Source organism: Caldimonas tepidiphila (genome assembly GCF_003569765.1).
In the GTDB taxonomy this organism is placed as follows: Bacteria; Pseudomonadota; Gammaproteobacteria; order Burkholderiales; family Burkholderiaceae_C; genus Caldimonas; species Caldimonas tepidiphila.
The window spans coordinates 88,968-105,937 of record NZ_QXMG01000002.1; the positions used below are offsets into that span (position 1 = coordinate 88,968).

Annotated in this window: 15 protein-coding genes; 7 read left to right on the plus strand and 8 right to left on the minus strand. The window is 72.2% G+C overall.

What is annotated here, in order from left to right:
* Nucleotides 1-10 precede the first annotated feature (10 nt).
* From D3A59_RS06085 to D3A59_RS06115, 7 genes are all read left to right on the plus strand, one after another.
* Nucleotides 11-997: a serine aminopeptidase domain-containing protein gene (locus D3A59_RS06085; protein ID WP_119154009.1), complete on the plus strand. Its 987-nt coding sequence runs from the start codon at nt 11-13 to the stop codon at nt 995-997.
* 37 nt (nt 998-1,034) lie between these two features.
* On the plus strand, nt 1,035-2,159 hold the full coding sequence (locus D3A59_RS06090) for a glycosyltransferase (RefSeq protein ID WP_119154010.1): 1,125 nt from the start codon (nt 1,035-1,037) through the stop codon (nt 2,157-2,159).
* 155 nt (nt 2,160-2,314) lie between these two features.
* Nucleotides 2,315-2,989 (plus strand): 4'-phosphopantetheinyl transferase family protein, encoded by a 675-nt coding sequence (locus D3A59_RS06095; RefSeq protein WP_119154011.1) that lies wholly within the window; start codon nt 2,315-2,317, stop codon nt 2,987-2,989.
* A gap of 409 nt (nt 2,990-3,398) precedes the next feature.
* Nucleotides 3,399-4,031, plus strand: coding sequence for a serine O-acetyltransferase (locus tag D3A59_RS06100; protein ID WP_119154012.1), 633 nt, complete (start codon nt 3,399-3,401; stop codon nt 4,029-4,031).
* 197 nt (nt 4,032-4,228) lie between these two features.
* Complete coding sequence (locus D3A59_RS06105) at nt 4,229-5,542, plus strand: hypothetical protein (RefSeq protein ID WP_119154013.1); 1,314 nt, start codon at nt 4,229-4,231, stop codon at nt 5,540-5,542.
* Nucleotides 5,543-5,551: 9 nt separating this feature from the next.
* Nucleotides 5,552-6,322 (plus strand): YdcF family protein, encoded by a 771-nt coding sequence (locus D3A59_RS06110; RefSeq protein ID WP_119154014.1) that lies wholly within the window; start codon nt 5,552-5,554, stop codon nt 6,320-6,322.
* 87 nt (nt 6,323-6,409) lie between these two features.
* A complete protein-coding gene (locus D3A59_RS06115; protein WP_119154015.1) occupies nt 6,410-7,486 on the plus strand; it encodes an AI-2E family transporter in 1,077 nt (358 codons plus the stop codon).
* A 13-nt stretch (nt 7,487-7,499) separates the two neighbouring features.
* Here the strand turns inward: D3A59_RS06115 and D3A59_RS06120 are convergent, their stop codons facing one another.
* From D3A59_RS06120 to D3A59_RS06155, 8 genes are all read right to left on the minus strand, one after another.
* A complete protein-coding gene (locus D3A59_RS06120; RefSeq protein WP_119154016.1) occupies nt 7,500-7,991 on the minus strand; it encodes a GDP-mannose mannosyl hydrolase in 492 nt (163 codons plus the stop codon).
* A 164-nt stretch (nt 7,992-8,155) separates the two neighbouring features.
* Nucleotides 8,156-9,451: an O-antigen ligase family protein gene (locus tag D3A59_RS06125; protein WP_119154017.1), complete on the minus strand. Its 1,296-nt coding sequence runs from the start codon at nt 9,449-9,451 to the stop codon at nt 8,156-8,158.
* Between the two features lie 12 nt (nt 9,452-9,463).
* Nucleotides 9,464-10,498, minus strand: a complete 1,035-nt coding sequence (locus D3A59_RS06130) for a polysaccharide deacetylase family protein (protein WP_157991412.1) — start codon at nt 10,496-10,498, stop codon at nt 9,464-9,466.
* 171 nt (nt 10,499-10,669) lie between these two features.
* The gene (locus tag D3A59_RS06135; protein ID WP_170162310.1) at nt 10,670-11,881 is read right to left on the minus strand and encodes a glycosyltransferase; all 1,212 of its coding nucleotides are present in this window, start codon (nt 11,879-11,881) and stop codon (nt 10,670-10,672) included.
* An 11-nt stretch (nt 11,882-11,892) separates the two neighbouring features.
* Nucleotides 11,893-13,086 (minus strand): glycosyltransferase, encoded by a 1,194-nt coding sequence (locus D3A59_RS06140; RefSeq protein WP_119154020.1) that lies wholly within the window; start codon nt 13,084-13,086, stop codon nt 11,893-11,895.
* Nucleotides 13,070-14,251 (minus strand): glycosyltransferase, encoded by a 1,182-nt coding sequence (locus D3A59_RS06145; RefSeq protein WP_119154021.1) that lies wholly within the window; start codon nt 14,249-14,251, stop codon nt 13,070-13,072. The genes D3A59_RS06140 and D3A59_RS06145 overlap by 17 nt, the downstream gene beginning before the upstream one ends.
* Nucleotides 14,248-15,435 carry a glycosyltransferase family 2 protein gene (locus D3A59_RS06150; protein WP_119154022.1) on the minus strand — a complete coding sequence of 396 codons (1,188 nt, stop codon included), beginning with the start codon at nt 15,433-15,435 and terminating at the stop codon, nt 14,248-14,250. Before D3A59_RS06150 ends, D3A59_RS06145 begins: the two co-directional genes overlap by 4 nt.
* Nucleotides 15,432-16,937 (minus strand): lipopolysaccharide biosynthesis protein, encoded by a 1,506-nt coding sequence (locus tag D3A59_RS06155; protein ID WP_119154023.1) that lies wholly within the window; start codon nt 16,935-16,937, stop codon nt 15,432-15,434. The genes D3A59_RS06150 and D3A59_RS06155 overlap by 4 nt, the downstream gene beginning before the upstream one ends.
* Nucleotides 16,938-16,970: the final 33 nt, after the last annotated feature.

The window sequence follows — 16,970 nt, forward strand, 5'->3', positions numbered from 1 at the left end:
GGACTGAGCGATGAACGAACAGACCGTGATCTTCGGCCCGCAGCAGCACCTGGTGGGAACGCTCACGTTCTCCGACGGTGTCCCGGGACTGCCGCCGGGCGAGCCGCCGCCGATCGTGGCCGTGCTGACCAACGCCGGCGTGATCCCGCGCGTGGGCCCGCACCGCATGAACGTGCGGCTGGCGCGCTGGCTGGCCGGCCTCGGCATCCCGTCGATCCGCTTCGACCTCAGCGGCCTCGGCGACAGCGCCCGGCCCGACACGACGCTGCCGGCGATGGAGCAGTTCGTCGCCGACACGCGCGCCGCGATGGACCTCGCGGCCGCGCAGTTCGGCTGCAACCGCTTCCTGATGCTCGGCTTCTGCTCGGGCGGGGACATCGCGCAGCTCGTCGCGACGGAGGACGAGCGGCTGCGCGCGATCATGCTCTACGACTCCTACGTCTACCCGACGCGGCTGGCGAAGCTGCGCGGGCTGGTGCACCGCACGCGCCGCCACGGCCTCGTCTCCACCGCGCAGCGCCTCTCTCGCTACCTGAAGCGCACCCGGGCCGCGGGCGGCGGCGCCGACGGCACCGGCACGCCGATGATCTTCGGCCGCACCCGCATGCCGCCGCGCGACGAGTTCGGCCAGCGCATCCGCACGCTCACCGAGCGCGGCGTCGAGGTCTACTTCGTCTACTCGGGCGGCGAGCCGGACTTCTACAACCACCGCCGCCAGTTCCGCGAGATGTACGAGCCCTACGGCTTCGTCGGCCGCGTCGCCTACGACTACCTGCCCCAGGCCGACCACACGCTCACGCAGCCCCATGCGCAGCAGGCGCTCGCCGCGCTGGTGCAGCGCTGGGTGCTGGGCCGGGTGCTGGTGAAGGCGGCCTCCGCGCCGCCGGAGGTGCCGCGCCCGCAGCCGAGGAAGGCCGCCGTGCTGCCCGGCCCGGAGGCCGCCGCACCCCGGCCCGTGACGCTGCCGGCCCTGGCCGCCGCGGAGCAGGAGGCCTGAGCGGCCGCTGCCCCGGATTCAAGAACGGATTTCCCACATGAACGAGAGAATCGGCATCTTCCTGCCCTCATTGTTTGCAGGCGGCGCGGAGCGCGTCACCCTGACGCTGGCCAACGGCATGGCCGAGCAGGGACACAAGGTGGACCTGCTGCTCGCGCAGGCCGAAGGCGCCTTCCTGAAGGACGTGAGCCCGGCGGTGAACCTCGTCGACCTGCGGGCGCCGCGCCTGATCAGGAGCACGCCCCGGCTCGCGAGCTACCTGCGCAGCGTGCGGCCGGCGGCGCTGCTGTCGGTGATGAACGACGCCAACCTCGTCGCCATCGCCGCGCGGCGCCTCGCCGGCGTGCCGACCCGGCTGGTGGTCGCCGAGCACACCACGCCCTCGGTGATGAAGCCGAAGAACTTCCGCAGCCGCTTCATCCCCGCGCTGATGCGCCTGTGCTACGGGCAGGCCGACAAGGTGGTGGCCGTCTCGGAGGGCGTGGCCCGCGACCTGATGGCCTCGACCGGGCTGCCCGCGGACAAGCTGGAGGTCGTCTACAACCCGGTCGTCTCGCCGGCGCTGATCGAGCGCTCGCACGAGCCCGTCGAGCATCCCTGGTTCGCCCCCGGGCAGCCCCCGGTGCTGATGGCGGCCGGGCGCCTGCACGAGACCAAGGACTTCCCGAACCTGCTGCGCGCCTTCGCCCGGCTGCGCTCGGGCCGGCCGGCGCGGCTGATGATCCTCGGCGAGGGCGAGCTGCGCCCCGAGCTCGAGGCGCTGGTGCGGCAGCTGAGGCTCGAGCAGGACGTCTCGCTGCCGGGCTTCGTCTCCAACCCCTGCGCGTGGATCCGGCGCGCCGCGGTCTTCGTGCTGTCCTCGCGCCAGGAAGGCCTGCCGACGGCAATGATCGAGGCGATGGCCTGCGGCACGCCCGTGGTCAGCACCGACTGCCCGTCCGGCCCGGCCGAGATCCTGGAGAAGGGGCGCTGGGGGCGCCTAGCGCCGGTCGGGGAGCCGAGGGCGCTGGCCGACGCGATCGCCGCGACCCTCGACAGCCCCTCGCACCCCAACGTCGCGGCGCGCGCGGCCGACTTCACGGTGGACAAGGCGATCGCAGGCTACCTGCGGGTGCTGCAGATCGAGCAGCCGAGCCCGCAAGGCCGCTTCGCCCTGCCCTGAAGGGGCCGGCGGCTGCGGCGCGGGCCGGCAGCGGGACGGGCGGGCGGCGCCCCCGGGCGGGGGGTGTGCGCACTCCGCCGCCGCCCTACTCTGCGGGCACGGCGCAGCGCAGCGCCTCCACCCCGTCCCCGTCCTTCGCGCATGGCGCGCGCCGCATGACCGAACTCGTCCCGCCCCCCGCCCCGATCCCGCTGCGCCTGTGGTGCGTCCGCCTCGACCGCGAGCCGCCGGCCGCCGCGCTGCAGAACCTGTCGCACGAGGAGCTCGAACGCGCCGCGCGCTTCGTGTTCGAGCGCGACCGGCGCCGCCACCTCGCCGCGCACTGCGCGCTGCGCGAGATCCTGGCGCGCGCCACCGGCCGCGAGGCGGCGTGGCTGCGCTTCGAGAGCGGGCCGCACGGCAAGCCGGCGCTGGCGCCCGCCGCGAGCCGCTGCAGCTTCAACATGAGTCACAGCGAGGACCTCGCGCTGATCGCGGTCGCGCCCCGCGGCGAGCTCGGCGTCGACGTGGAAGTGCTGCGCGAGGTGCCCGACGCGCTGCCGCTCGCCGAGCGCCACTTCACCGCGCGCGAGCGGCAGGAACTGCTCCGGGCGCCAGCGGGAGCGGCGCGCCACCTCGCCTTCCTGCGGGGCTGGACGCGCAAGGAGGCCTGCCTGAAGGCGCTGGGCACCGGCCTGAGCCTGGAGGCGGCCGGCTTCGAGACCGGGCTCGCGCCCGAGGCCCGCCGGGTCCGCATCCGCGACCTCGACGGCCGGCCGGTCGAGGTGCACGTGCAGTCCCTCGGCGATGTCCAGGGCGCGGTCGGCGCGCTCGCCTGCGTCGTCACATAGCAAGGGGCGGCCATTCCGGCAACCCGTCCCCCGGCGGACAGGACAGGAATTTCCCGCAATTCATCCCCGGCGCCGCGCCCGCCGCACCGGGGTTAATCGCTCCTGCCTCGCGTTCTTTTCGAAGCCATCCTGCCCCCTCGGGGACGCATTTCGCCGCGAGCTCCCGCAGCAGACATGCAAAATTTCCCTGGCAGGCCGTCAACCGTTCAATCCAGGGGTTCCCGGATATTCTCACGATGATAACTTACTGCATCTGTTGGAATGCAGAGGCGTTCCCCTGACGACAGCAATACCGGTTCCTGATGGTCGGTTCTCGGGCCCGGCATTCTCGCGCGATCATGAGGGAACGCGCTTTTCATCGAATGCGGAACGGGCACCACGTCGGCCTGGAAATCAAGGATGGAGTCCCATGAATTTTTCGGAGTACAAGTTCCTGATCACCTCGGACCTCTACCGCATCAGTCCGAAGAAGACGAATCTCCCCACCCTGCTCAAGGCGCTTGTTTTCGGCGAGTCCTACAAGTACATATTCTGGATGCGCACCTGCAACTACACCAGGAGCCATCCGCTGCTCAAGCTGCTGGCCTATCCGGTGGCCCGCCTGATGCTTCACCGACTGACCTACAAACTCGGCATCTGGATTCCGCCCGGGACGAATATCGGCAGCGGCTTCTATATCGGGCATTTCGGTGGAATCATCATCAATCCCGAATGCGTGATCGGGAAGAACTGCAACCTCTCTCACGGCGTGACCCTGGGGCAGGCGAACCGGGGCAGGAACAAGGGGACCCCCGTGCTGGGCGACAACGTGTATATCGGACCGGGTGCCAAGATCGTCGGCGCGGTCAGGATCGGCAACAACGTCGCGATCGGCGCCAACTCGGTGGTGACCAGGGACGTGCCGAACGATGCGGTCGTCGCCGGTAATCCGGCCCGGGTGATCTCCCTGAAGGGTTCGGCCGGCTATGTCAACAACACGGACTACGAGGAACCGGGGGTGCTCGTCACCGCGCCCGCGCAGCACGCCCCCGAGAGCGCCTGACACCCGGACGGCGTCCCGGCGACGCCCCCCTGAAACGTGCCGACGCGGCACGAGCCCCTGGCGCTCCGTCCGCGGGGCGCCCCCCTCGGCCGCGTGCCCCCGGGCGAGGGATGGCCGCCCGCAGGCCCCCTCCCTACGCTGAAGGAACGGACGCACGCGGTGTCGCGTCCGCTTTCACCGGGCCAGGCCCGCGCTGCATGACCTCGCTCGCACTGTCTCGTTCCCTGCGGATCGTCCGGCTCGCCGCGCTGGCCGGCTGCCTCGCGGCGCCCGCGGTGTCGGGCGCGGCCGAGGAACCCGGGCTCGCCTCGCCGGCGCAGACCTGCGCGGCCGTCACCGCCTCGCGCTGGCAGCCCCCGTCGGGCCGCCACCTCGCGGCGATGCCGCCCGCGGCGCGCCCGGACAAGGGCATCCCGCACATCGACCGCGTGCACGGCAGCTGCATCGTGCGCGTCACCGACCATGCCCAGGAGCCGCCGCGCGGCGGGATCGGCAGCGAGTCCGCGCGGCGAGCGGCCTTCAACGCAGACGAGTCCCGGCTGCTGCTGCTCGCACAGGACGGCCGTTGGCACCTGTACGACGCGCAGTCGCTCGCGCACCGGGCCGAGCTGCCGGCCCTCGGCGCCGACGCCGAGCCGCAGTGGCACCCGAAGCGGCCCGAGCTGCTGCACCACCTGCCGCCGCGCGGCACCGCGCTGCAGCTGCTGGAGCTCGACCTGCGCAGCGGGCGCAGCCGCGTCGCGGCCGATTTCGCGACCCGCGTGAAGCGCCTGTGGCCGACCGCCCGCGCGCTCGCCACCGCCGGCGGCTCGCCCTCGCTCGACGGCCGCTACTGGGCCTTCCTGGTCGAGGACGCGGCGCGCGGCGGACTCGGCGTGTTCACCTGGGACCTGCAGGAGGACCGCATCCTGGCCCACCTCGACCTGGCGGCACAGCGCAGGGACCGGCCCGGGCAGCTCGGCATGAGCCCCTCGGGCAGCCACGTCGTGCTGTCCTGGCACGACGGCGCGACCGCCTTCACGCGCGAGCTCGCCCAGCCGCGCCGGCTGCCCGGCAGTGCCGCGTCCTTCGACCTCGCGCTGGCTGCCGACGGCGAGGACGCCTACGTCGCGGTGGATGCGGCCGCGAGCGGCGCCCCGCTATTCATGCTGCGCCTGCGCAGCGGCGAGCGCACCGAGCTCTTCGCGACGCAGGCGAGCGGCACCGGCACCGCGCTGCAGGTCTCGGGGCTCGCCCACCGGCGCCCGGGCTGGGTGCTGGTGTCGACCCATGCCGACCACGGCAAGGGCGGCCGCCAGTGGCTGCACCGCCGGCTGATGGCGGTCGAGCTGAAGGCGGGCGGGCGCATCACGCACCTCGCCTTCCACCGGCACCGCGACGCGCGGCGGCGCGGCGAGCCGCACGCCACCGTCAACCGCGACTTCACGCGCGTGCTGTTCAACTCCGGCTGGGGCGGCCCCGATGCCGACGCCTACCTGGTCGTGCTGCCGCGCGACGCGCTGTCGCGCTGAACCGCCCCGATGCTCGGACGCGCCGTCGACCTGCTGCTGCCGCTGCCGCTGTACCTGCTGGGCCTGCTCGGCTGGCTCAGCGCGCGCAGCTACTGGCGCCCGCCCGGGCGCAGGCTGCACCGGCTGCGGCCCCTGCTGCTCGCCGTCACCGCCTGGGTCTGGGTGGTGACGATGCCGGTGACCGGCGACTGGCTGCACCGCCGGCTCGAGGGTCCCCCCGTGCCGCCTGCCGAGCGGGCGGTGGAGCGCGACCCGCGCTCGCTGGTGATCGTGCTCGGCAGCGGGCAGATGCGCTCGGGCGGCGGCAGCCCCCACCCGCGGCTGGACGTGCACGGCTGGGAGCGCACCGTCGAGGGCATCGCGCTGTGGAAGCGCACCGGGGGCACGCTGCTGTTCTGCGGCGGCCCGGCCGGCCCGGGTGCCTCGCTCGCCGGCCTGATGCGGCAGGTCGCGCTCGACATGGGCGTGCCGCCGGAGGCGATCCGCACCGTCGAGACCTCCGCCAACACGCGGCAGGACCTGCAGCACGCGCTCGAGTTGCTCGCCGAGCGGCCCGGCCCGACCTGGCTCGTGACGAGCGCGCTGCACATGCCGCGCGCGCAGGCGGTAGCGCGCCGCCTGGGCCTTTCGGTGCAGTCCTTCCCGGTGGACTACCGCCAGATCGCGGAGCCCACCTGGCGCGGCTGGCTGCCGAACAACGGCGGGCCGCAGCGCCTGGCGGCGGCGCTGCACGAGGTGGTCGGCCGCCTCGTCTACCGGCTGCGCGGCTGGTCGGACTGACGCACCGGGGGGCGGCGGTGCCCCACGGGCACGGCATCTCGCGTACGCTCCGGTTCCGCCGCGACCCTCCCTGATCCCGCCAGAACCATGAATCCACGCAATCCCCTCGAGACCTCCAGCTTCGAGCACAAGGCCCTGCTGCTGCTGCTGGTCGCGGTATCCCTCGCCTTCGCCTGGATCCTGCGGCCCTTCTTCGGGGCGATCTTCTGGGCGGTGGTGCTGGCCATCCTCTTCACGCCGATGTACCGCCGCATGCTGCCCTCGTCGAAGCACCGGCCGACGCTGGCGGCGCTGGCGACCCTGGTCGTGATCCTGCTGATCGTCGTGCTGCCGGTGACGCTCATCACCGCGCTGCTGATCCAGGAGGTGGCCTCCTTCTTCCAGCGCATCCAGTCCGGGGAGCTGAACTTCTCGCAGTACCTGCAGCAGATCGTCAGGAGCCTGCCCGACTGGCTCTCGCAGCTGCTCAACCGCTTCGGCATCGGCAACCTCGACGCGCTGCAGCAGAAGATCGCGACCAACCTCGCCCAGAGCAGCCAGGCCATCGCGGCACGCGTCTTCAACATCGGGCAGAACACCTTCGACCTGCTGGTCAACTTCTTCATCGTGCTCTACCTGGTGTTCTTCCTGCTGCGCGACGGCGCCGCGCTGTCGCGGCGCATCCTCGACGCGGTGCCGCTGAGGCCGGAGCACAAGCGCGACCTGCTCGGCAAGTTCGCCACCGTCATCCGCGCCACCGTGAAGGGCAACATCCTCGTCGCGGTCGCCCAGGGCGCGCTCGGCGGCATCGCCTTCGCCGTTCTCGGCGTGCACGGCGCGGTGCTGTGGGCGGTGATGATGGCCTTCCTGTCGCTGCTGCCGGCGATCGGCGCGGCGCTGATCTGGCTGCCGGTGGCGCTGTACTTCCTGGTGACGGGCTTCGTCTGGCAGGGCGTGGCGCTGATCGCCTACGGCGTGATCGTGATCGGGCTGGTCGACAACCTGCTGCGCCCGATCCTCGTCGGCAAGGACACCAAGATGCCCGACTACCTGGTGCTGATGTCGACGCTCGGCGGCATGGCGCTGTTCGGCCTCAACGGCTTCGTGATCGGCCCGGTCGTCGCGGCGATGTTCATCGCGGTCTGGGACATCTTCGCGCCGGCGAATCCGCCGGTGCAGCGCTGAGGCGCCCCGGCCCTCACGGCACGCGCGTCATGCGCAGGCGCGCGTCGAAGTAGGCGCGGGTGTGCTCGTGCACCTGCGGCGAGGCGAGCAGCTCGCCGATCGGGAACCAGCGCAGCTCGCTGTGCTGGGCGTCGGCGGCGAGCCCCGCCCCCGTGTCGAGCCGCAGCTGGTAGGCCAGCACCACGTAGTGGGTGCCGATGCCGTCGACGCCGGCGAAGTTGTCCTCGTAGAGGTGCTCGAAGACGCCGAGGAACTCCGGCGCCGGGCCGCCGCCGGCCAGGCCGAGCTCCGCCTCGACGATGCGGCACAGCGCGGCGTCGACGCGCTCGCCCTTGAGGATGCGCCCGCCGGGGACGAACCAGCGGTCCTGCGCCGGCCGGTTGCGCCGCATGCCGAGCAGCACCTCGTCGCGCTCATTGCGGCACACCAGGTCGATCGAGACCAGCGGCGCATGGGTCACGACGGAGAGGAAGAGGTCGGTGGACAGGCGGGAGGCGTCGTTCATGGCGAAGGCGGGCAGTCGGTGTGGCCGTCATGATGCCAGTAGCGCCGCCCGCGCCGGCTCCGCGGCCGGGCGGAACGCCCGCGACCATCGTGGCCGGAATGACCGAGGGCGCCGTCCGCGAGGCGGGCGGCGCCCTCCCGGGCCGGACGGCCCGCTTCGGAGCGTCAGAGCGCCGGGACCGGCCGGCGCAGGCCCGGCACCTGCGCCGCGGGCTTCGTCGCAGGGGCGGCCGTCGATTCGCGCACCAGGCTGTAGTAGCGCGCGACGAGCGCCGTGAGGATCCAGAAGTTGCCCATCACGTCGTGGTCGAGGAAGCGGCTGCCGTAGACGTTGCTGAGCATCACCGCGAACACCGACATCGTGTAGCCGATGCCGAGCATCCTCGAGGTCTCGCTGCCGTCCACCGTGCGCACCTGCCGGCCCAGCCTCAGCAGCCCGAGCAGCAGCACGCCGGTCGCGATCAGCCCGAAGGGCCCGGCCTCGGCGGTGATCAGCACGTAGAAGTTGTGCGCGTCCTTGCCGGCGTACTGCGGCACGTAGTGGCCGATCTCGCGCTTGAAGTGGTTCAGGCCGCTGCCCCAGGGCCGCTCGGCCAGCATCTCGGCCGCGCCCTGCCACAGCACGAAGCGGCTGGCCGTGCTCTCGTCGTAGCGCACCGGCTCGACGTAGCCCGCGTCGGCGCCGCCGCTCTTCTGCGTCATCTGCAGGCGCGTCACCGCGGTGTCCGGCGCCCAGACCTGGTAGTTCAGCACCGCCACGCCGATCAGTAGCGACACGAACAGGTTGCGCCGCACCGCCAGCAGCAGCGCGAGCAGCGCGAGGATGACGTAGGCCTGGCGCGAGTAGGTGAAGAACACGACGAAGGTGCCGAGCGCGAAGCAGCCCGCCGCGACGAGGCGCAGCACCGGGCGCGACTTGCAGAACAGCGCGATCGCGGCGAACAGCGGCAGGAAGATGGCGAAGAACATCGCCGCGCGGTTGGCGTTGGCCGGGAAGTCGCCGAACGGCGCCGACACGCGGCGCGACTCGTCGTACACCGACAGGCCGTAGGCGGCCGCCTGCTGCAGGCCCTGCAGCGAGGCGAGGAAGGTCACCAGCAGCACCGTCGCGAACAGCACCCAGACCGTCTTCAGGTCCTGCGCGGAGTGGTAGACGAGGAAGAACAGCAACATGTAGAACACGCTGTTCTTCAGCATCGTCAGGTCCTCGAGCAGCGCCGAGGAGTCCCGCATCGCGCCGACCAGGAAGGCCCAGCCGAGCATCGCGAAGAACAGCAGGAACTGCCGCTTTAGCGGCGTCGGGCCCTTCGCGCGCGAGCCGACGGCCAGCAGCGTCAGCAGCGACAGCGCGAAGAGGATGTTGATGACGTTCAGGCCCTTGAGCGTGAACTCGAAGCCGAAGGTCTCGTGGGTCGGCAGGTAGACGATGATCGCGATCAGCAGCACGCGCAGCAGGAACATGGAATCTCCTCGTCAGCAGGCCTGGCGGGGCAGCGCCAGGCCGGTGCGCATCGCCGAGCCGAGCGCGCGCTTGAAGTCGGACACCGCGTTGTCGGGCATGCCGACGCGGCGCAGCTGCAGCACGTCGCTGCGTCCGTTGTTGATGCCCTTGATCGTGGTGACCGCGTGCCGGAATCCGGCCGCGCGGGCGGCGGCGACGGTGGAGGCGGACATCTTCCCGCCCGGGTAGGCGAAGCCGTCCACCGGCGCCTGGCACAGCTCCTCGAGCACGCGGCGCGACTCGAGCATCTCGGCCTCGGCCTCGGCCTGGGACATCAGCGACAGGTTCGGATGGTTCACGGTATGCGCGCCGATCTCGACGCCGCGGCCGTGCATCGCGCGGACCTGCGCCGGGCTCATGCGCGGCGCGAGGAAGACCGGATCGCGGGTGGTGCCGTACACCCGCTCGATGCGCGACACGATCTCCAGGGCCTCGCGGATCGGCAGCGACCACAGCCCGTCGAGCACCTGGCGGATCGTGGCCTCGCGCTGCCATCTCGACAGCGACAGCCGGCGCCCGGGCCCGGGCAGGCCGATGCGGGCGGTATCGACCGCGGCCTCGGAGGTGCTCGCGAGCGAGGCGCGCACCCGGTCGTACCACAGGCCCTCGCCCTCGGCCAGGCCGCCCGAGGCCACGTAGACCGTGAACGGCACCTGGTGCGCCTCGAGGATCGGCAGCGCCAGCTCCATGTTGTCGAGGTAGCCGTCGTCGAAGGTCACCGACACCGCGCGCGGCGGCAGCGGGTCGCCGCGCGCGATGCGCTCGATGCCCTCCCGCAGGCTCAGCACGTTGAAGTTGCGCCGCAGGTAGGCGATCTGCGACGCGAAGTGCGCGCGCCGCACGCACATGCCCAGCCCGAAGGGCGCGTCCGCGAGGTCGTTGACGACGCGGTGGTACATCAGGATGGTCCAGCCATCCCCCCTGAGCCGTCGGTCGTAGATGCCGGCGAAATCGAGCACCGGCGACACCGTGGTGCGCAACACCGACTTGGCCAGATTCAGCAGCATGATCTTTCCCCCTTGGTCTCTTGGTCTGCGGCACTCGGGCCGTCCTTGCCGCCGCATCCCGCGAGTGCGACGGCTTTTCGCTGCGAAGAAACGACACTCCTGCGGCCCGCCGCCCCCGGCGGGCGGGATCCTTCGCTTCGTGACGCTTGCGCCTTTCCTCCTCGACGCGCCTCAGCCCCCCGTGGACGACGGGCTGTGCAGCGGCAGGGGATCCTGCGCCGTCACGCCGTACAACTCCGACAGCTGCGCCGCCACCGCGGCGATCGAGGCGCGCGCCAGCACCGTGCGGCGCCCCTCGAGCCCCATGCGGCGCATTGCGGCCGCGGGCGTGGCCGCCGCAGCGCGCAGCGCGGCCTCGAGCCCGGCCGCGTCGCCCGGCTCGAACAGCCAGCCGTTGACGCCGTGGCGCACGAAGTCCTCGGTGCCGCTGACGCGCGAGCCGAGCATCGGCAGGCCGGCCGCCATCGTCTCCAGCAGCGTGTTCGACAGCCCCTCGCTCAGCGAGGGCAGCAGGCCGAAGTCGGCGATGCCGAGGTAGCGCGCGACGTCGTCGTCCGGCCCGATGAACTTCACCTGCGAGGCGATGCCCAGCTCGCGGCAGCGCGCCTCCAGCCGCTCGCCCTCGCCGCCCTCCCCGACCACCACCAGCGCGGCGTCGCGGCGTTCGCCGAAGACCCGTGCCCAGGCCTCGACGAGCGGCATCAGCCCCTTGACCGGCTCGAGCCGGCCGATGAACACGCCCACCAGCGCGGCGTCGCCGCAGATCTCGCGGCGCCGGGCCTCGTCGCGCTGCACGGCGGTGAAGCGCGCGGTGTCGACGCCGTTGGGGATGCAGCTCACCTTGGCGGCCTCGAAGCCGCTCTCCACGAGCAGCGAGGCGATGCGCGAGCTGATCGCCTGGTAGTAGCTGGCGCACTTGAGCGCCGCCTTCGTCAGGCGCGTCTTCAGGTCCGCCCGCCCGGAGACGACGGCGCCGCCCGAGCCCGCCGCGGCGCCGGAGAGCTTCACGATCACCGGCTTGCCCAGCAGCCAGCCCATCACCGAGCTCACCGCGGCCATCGGCCCGGCGATGTGCGCATGGATGGCGCTGTAGTGCCGGCGCTCGCGCCACAGCAGCCAGACGAGCTGCGCCAGGATGCACACGGTGCCCATCAGCGGCGCGTGCGGATAGTCGATGCGGTGCACCTCGATCCCGTCGACGTTGTCGCGCTGGAGCTGGGGGCCCCAGGGCACCATCGGGACGATCAGGGACACGCCGATGCCCTGCTGGCACAGGTGCCGGCCGAGCGTCCTGACCTGCATCTCGGCGCCCCCTCCGCCGGTGGAGGGGAAGACGCTCTCGAGCACCATCATCACTGCATTGCCGGGCGTTCTTGGGGTCATCAACTTCATTCCTATCCCGTGGTTCTGGCCAGAGAAGCGGCCGGGAACGGCCGCTGGTCGAGGGCAGCGTCGTAGCGACGCTCGATTGCACGCACCATCGAGGCGACGCCGTGGCTCTGCTGGACGCGGGCGCGGGCCGCCGCGGCCAGACGCAGCCGCAGCGGGCCGTCGCAGGCGAGCGTGGCCATCGCGCGCGCCAGCGCACCGGCGTCCCGCGCGTCGAACAGCAAGCCGGTGCGCTCGTGCTCGATCAGCTCGGCGTTGCCGCCGCCGCGCGACGCGATCACCGGCAGTCCCGAGGCCATCGCCTCGAGGACCACGCCCGATGTCGCCTCGCGCAGCGAGGGCCGCACCAGGAAGTTCGCCGCCGCCCGCAGGTCCGCGAGGTCCGCGCGCTCGCCGAGCAGGCACACGCGCTGCCGCAGGCCGAGCGCGGCGATCTCGCGCTCGAGCCACGGGCGCAGCGGCCCGTCGCCGGCGATCGCCAGCCGCAGCTCCGGCCGCGCGCCCTGGAGCTGCTGCATCGCGCGCAGCAGCGTCGGCAGGTTCGCCGGCTCGGCCAGCCGCCCGGCGAACAGCGCCAGCGGCGTGGTCGGGCACAGGCCGAGCTCCTGGCGCACGCGCTGGCGCGCCTGCGGCGGCGGCGGGGCCGGGACCACGCCGTCGCAGACCAGCTCGACCGCCTCGACCGGCAGGCCCATCCTCGTGCCCGCAAGCCGGGCGGCTGCGAGCGAGTTGGCGACGATGCCGCGCGACTGCGCGGACACCCAGCGCTTGAGGCGCCACTGCCAGGGCGAGTAGTCCTCGCAGCCGCCGCGCAGCGAGCTCAGCAGCACCGGGCGCCGCACCGCGGGCACGAAGCGCCGCGCCACCGCGCCCCACAGCTCGCCGGGCAGGGCGAAGCCGTGCATCACGTCGTAGCGGCCGGCGCGCAGCGTGCGCACCAGGCGCAGCAGGAAGTCGGGGTCGACGCGGCCGTGCCTGGGCAGCCGCAAGCCCGGCACGCCGGCGTCGTCGAGCTCGCGCGCCAGATCCGGCGCGGGCTGGCAGGCATGCAGCACGGTCGGCTCGAAGCGCCGCCGGTCGAGGCCGCGCGCGAGGTGCACGATCTGCCGCTGCGCGCCGTCGGACATCGCCTCGTCGGCGAGCAGCAGCACGCGCGTGCGCTGACGGGGGGCGGGGCGGATTTCAGGCAAAGGCTTCATAGAGCTTGCGTGCCTCCTTGGCCACGTCGAATTCCGACTCGACCTTCTCGCGCGCGGCGCGCGCGAGCTCGGCCCCGAGGGCCGGCCGGGTCAGCAGTTGCTCGAGCGCCTGGGCGAGACGCCCGGCATCGGCGGGAGGCACCAGCAGGCCGCTGACGCCCTCCTCCACGAGCTCCGGGATGCCGGAGACGCGGGTCGAGACCACCGGCGCGCCGCAGGCCATCGCCTCCATCAGCGCCACCGGGATGCCGTCGCGGTCGCCGTTGGCCTTGACCACCGACGGCAGCACGAAGACGCTGGTGCGGTAGAGCTCGCGCCGCACCTCCTCCTGGGGCCGCGCGCCGAGCAGGTGCACGCAGTGGCCGAGCCCGGCCTCGTCGATCTGGCGGCGCAGCTGCTCGCGCAGCGGGCCGTCGCCGATCACCCGGCACTCGAACTTCAGGCCCCGGGCGACGAGCAGCGCGCAGGCCTCGATCAGGTAGCGGAAGCCCTTGATCTCGTCGAAGCGGCCGACCGCCAGCAGCGTCGCGGGCGCGCGGCCGGCGGGCTTGAACTCGATCTCGCGCGGCGACACGCCGCAGTGGATCACGCGCATGCGCTCGGTCGCGTCGGGGCTGACGCGCTGCGCGAGGTAGCGGCGGTTGAACTCGGAGATCGTCACGCCGAAGGCGGCGTGGCGCATCTTGTCCTCGAGCAGGTGGTGCTCGAGGAAGATGTCGTGCGCGTGCGCGGTGAAGCTGAACGGGATGCCCAGCCGCCGCGACACCAGCAGCGCGGCGGTGGACGGATAGGTCGCCCAGTGCGCGTGGATGTGGTCGGGCGCGAGCGCCTGCACGTCGCCGAGCAGCCCGAGCGTGCGCCACCACACCACCACGCTCTTGGCGAGCGCCTCCGGGTGGCGGCCGAGCTTGCGGCAGATGTGGACCAGCTCGCGCGCGGCCTGCACCGGGCGGCGCAGCAGCGTGGCGAGCGCGCGGCCCGGCGAGCGCGGATAGATCACGCGGTCGAGCAAGGCCCGCGCGTCGGACTGCACCATCGACTGCTGCGGGGCCTTGAGCGACACGATGCGCACGTCGACGCCGAGCCGCAGCAGTTCATGCACCTCGCGCACGATGAAGGTCTCCGACCAGGCCGGAAACAGTGACACGAAGTAGACCACCCTCATTGCTTCCCTTTCGCGGTGGATGCGGCCGGCGTACTGCCCGGCGCCGCGGACTTGGAGCGCCACAGGTGGGCGTTCTTGTTGACGAGGAACTCGCGCAGGCCCAGCAGCACGTAGCCGTTGAGCAGCAGGAAGGCGCCGGCGAGCCTGACGGCGCGCGAGCGCCCGGCGCGCTCCCACTTGCGGCCGATCAGCGGCAGCGCGTAGAAGCCGAGCTGCAGCGCGAACGCGAGCACGTAGAAGGCGCCGCTGCCGAGCAGCGCGAGGTTGGCGAGCAGCAGCAGCGCCATCAGGAACGGCGCGGCCAGGCGCAGCACCTTGTGCGAGACGAACTGCAGGAACAGCGGGTTGCACCACGGCAGCAGCAGCTCCGGGCGCATCGCCAGCAGCTGGAAGTTGCCGGCGAGCGTGCGCACCTTGCGCAGCCGCTCCTGCTGCGGCGACTGCGAGGGCCGGTCGTAGGCCTGCGCGCGCGACTCGAACACGACGCGGCGGCCCTGCATCGCGGCCTGCATCGGGATCAGCACGTCGTCGAGGATGGTCTCCGGCGGGATCGGGCGGAAGCACTCGCGGCGCAGCGCGTAGAGCGCGCCGGTGACGCCCACCACCGAGCCGAAGCGCGCCTCCTGCTGGCGGATGAACTTCTCGTAGCGCCAGTAGGCGTCCACGCCCTGCGCGAAGGGGCTGAACTCCTCGTCGACGAAGACCAGCTCGCCGCTGGCGGCGCCGACCGACGCGTCGGCGAGGTTCTCGACCAGGCAGCGCACCGCCTCGCGATTGAGCGGCTGGCGCGCGTCGTTGAAGACGATCACGTCCTCGCGGCAGGCCGCCACCGCGTCGTTGAGGCAGGCGGCCTTGCCGCGCCGCTGCGGGAAGGCCAGCAGCGTGATGCGCGGATCGCCCATCGACTCGATCAGCTCCTGGGTGCCGTCGGTCGAGCCGTCGGAGGCGACGACGATGCGCAGGCGCTGCGCCGGGTAGTCCTGCGCGAGGCAGCTCTGCAGCTTGGACTGCAGGCGGTGGGCCTCGTTGTGCGCGACGATCACGATCGCGACCATCGGGTGCTGCGGCGCGCGCGCCACCGGCCGCGACCGCAGGCGGGCCAGCAGCCAGATCGCCAGCGGATAGCCGACGTAGGTGTACACCAGCACCAGAAGGGCCGACCAGAATACTGCTACTGCACTCATGCCTGCTCCGTACCGATGAGCCTTGCGCCAGACGGTTGGCGCCACTTGCGCCAGGCGCCCGAGACCATGTCGCGCGCCTGCGTGTCGAACAGCAGCACCAGCGCCGCGTAGACGAGCAGGCAGGCGATGCCGCGCACCACCAGGGTGGTGAAGTTGCCGCCGACGCGGATTGCGTCGACCGCGAAGTAGGTGGCCAGGCCGATCGCGCCGAACTTCAGCGCCGGCCCGAGCGGCAGCGGCACCGGCAGGCGGCGGCGCCCGAGCACCATCGCCGAGGCGAGCAGCGCCGCGTAGCTCGCGAGCGTCGCGGCCGCCGCGCCGGTGAGGCCCCACAGCGGGATCCACCACAGGTTCAGGCCGATGTTCAGCGCCGCGCACAGGCCCATCAGCAGCGCCACGCTCTTCGTGCGCTTCTCGATGTAGAGCCCGGCGCCGACCACCATCACCAGGCCGTCGAGCGCCATGCCGCCGATCACCCAGGGCGCCAGCGGCGCGCCCTGCAGGTACTTGGCCGAGGCCAGCACCGCGATCAGCTCGCCGGCCACCGCGCTCAGGCCCGCGATCACGAGCGCCGAGGCCATCATGTAGACGTGCATGAAGCGGCCGAGGAAGGCGAGCGTCTCGTCGCGGCCCTTCTCCTCCCAGATGCGCAGGTACATCGGCAGCACCGCGGTGGCGAAGGAGGCGATGAAGACGGTGCGCACGTAGTCGCACAGGTTGTAGGCGGCCGAGTAGATGCCCAGCGGCTCGGCGCCGAGCATCGACTGGATCACGTAGCGGTCGCCCATCTGCAGCACCACCGACGCGATCTCGATGCCGATCATCGGCAGCCCGAAGGCCAGCATCGCGCGGTAGAGCTCGGGCGAGAACTGCGAGGGCCGCGGCGCCGCGGTGCGCCGCCACATCCAGGCGGCGAGCAGCACGGTCGCGACGATCTCGCCGACGAGCGTGGCGCCGTAGAAGCCCCACAGGTCGCGCGAGACGAAGAACAGCACGCCCAGCAGCAGCGCGAGGTTGCTGTAGCGGCGCACGACGTTGTAGATGGTGAGCGCGCGGCTCTCCTCCTGCGCGCGCAGCTGGTTGACGAGCGAGCTGTCGACGACGCGGATGAAGATCAGCCCGGCCGACAGCATCATCAGCGGCGCGATGCGCGCGTCGTTCCACCAGGCGGCGGGCACCAGCGCCGCGACCGCGGCGAAGACCAGCGCCGCGGCCAGCCCGATGCTGCCCATGCCGTAGACCACGGTGGACTCGTAGGACTGCATCGTCACCGGCCGCTTGCCGGCGCGGATCTCGCTGTAGAAGCGCAGCGCCGCATGCTGCACGCCGAGCTTGGCCAGGCCGAAGCCGAGCGACAGCGCGGTGCCGATGAGGTTCATCACGCCGTACTCGTCGACGCTGAGCAGGCGCGTCAGCACGGGAAAGGACACCAGGCTGGCGATCGTCACCAGCAGGTTCCCGGCCGAGTAGTTGGAAACGTGGACTGCGAGGCGCTGGAGCATGATGAGGGAAAAAGGCGAGCGGCGCGCCGCCGC

Excerpts from the sequence above, each read along its gene's own strand:
- D3A59_RS06120 (WP_119154016.1), bottom strand. The coding sequence starts at position 7,991 with ATGAACGACGCCTCCCGCCTGTCCACCGACCTCTTCCTCTCCGTCGTG.
- D3A59_RS06100 (WP_119154012.1), top strand. The coding sequence starts at position 3,399 with ATGAATTTTTCGGAGTACAAGTTCCTGATCACCTCGGACCTCTACCGC.
- D3A59_RS06115 (WP_119154015.1), top strand. The coding sequence starts at position 6,410 with ATGAATCCACGCAATCCCCTCGAGACCTCCAGCTTCGAGCACAAGGCC.
- D3A59_RS06110 (WP_119154014.1), top strand. The coding sequence starts at position 5,552 with ATGCTCGGACGCGCCGTCGACCTGCTGCTGCCGCTGCCGCTGTACCTG.
- D3A59_RS06130 (WP_157991412.1), bottom strand. The coding sequence starts at position 10,498 with ATGCTGCTGAATCTGGCCAAGTCGGTGTTGCGCACCACGGTGTCGCCG.
- D3A59_RS06105 (WP_119154013.1), top strand. The coding sequence starts at position 4,229 with ATGACCTCGCTCGCACTGTCTCGTTCCCTGCGGATCGTCCGGCTCGCC.
- D3A59_RS06145 (WP_119154021.1), bottom strand. The coding sequence starts at position 14,251 with ATGAGGGTGGTCTACTTCGTGTCACTGTTTCCGGCCTGGTCGGAGACC.
- D3A59_RS06150 (WP_119154022.1), bottom strand. The coding sequence starts at position 15,435 with ATGAGTGCAGTAGCAGTATTCTGGTCGGCCCTTCTGGTGCTGGTGTAC.
- D3A59_RS06090 (WP_119154010.1), top strand. The coding sequence starts at position 1,035 with ATGAACGAGAGAATCGGCATCTTCCTGCCCTCATTGTTTGCAGGCGGC.
- D3A59_RS06095 (WP_119154011.1), top strand. The coding sequence starts at position 2,315 with ATGACCGAACTCGTCCCGCCCCCCGCCCCGATCCCGCTGCGCCTGTGG.
- D3A59_RS06125 (WP_119154017.1), bottom strand. The coding sequence starts at position 9,451 with ATGTTCCTGCTGCGCGTGCTGCTGATCGCGATCATCGTCTACCTGCCG.
- D3A59_RS06135 (WP_170162310.1), bottom strand. The coding sequence starts at position 11,881 with ATGACCCCAAGAACGCCCGGCAATGCAGTGATGATGGTGCTCGAGAGC.
- D3A59_RS06085 (WP_119154009.1), top strand. The coding sequence starts at position 11 with ATGAACGAACAGACCGTGATCTTCGGCCCGCAGCAGCACCTGGTGGGA.
- D3A59_RS06155 (WP_119154023.1), bottom strand. The coding sequence starts at position 16,937 with ATGCTCCAGCGCCTCGCAGTCCACGTTTCCAACTACTCGGCCGGGAAC.
- D3A59_RS06140 (WP_119154020.1), bottom strand. The coding sequence starts at position 13,086 with ATGAAGCCTTTGCCTGAAATCCGCCCCGCCCCCCGTCAGCGCACGCGC.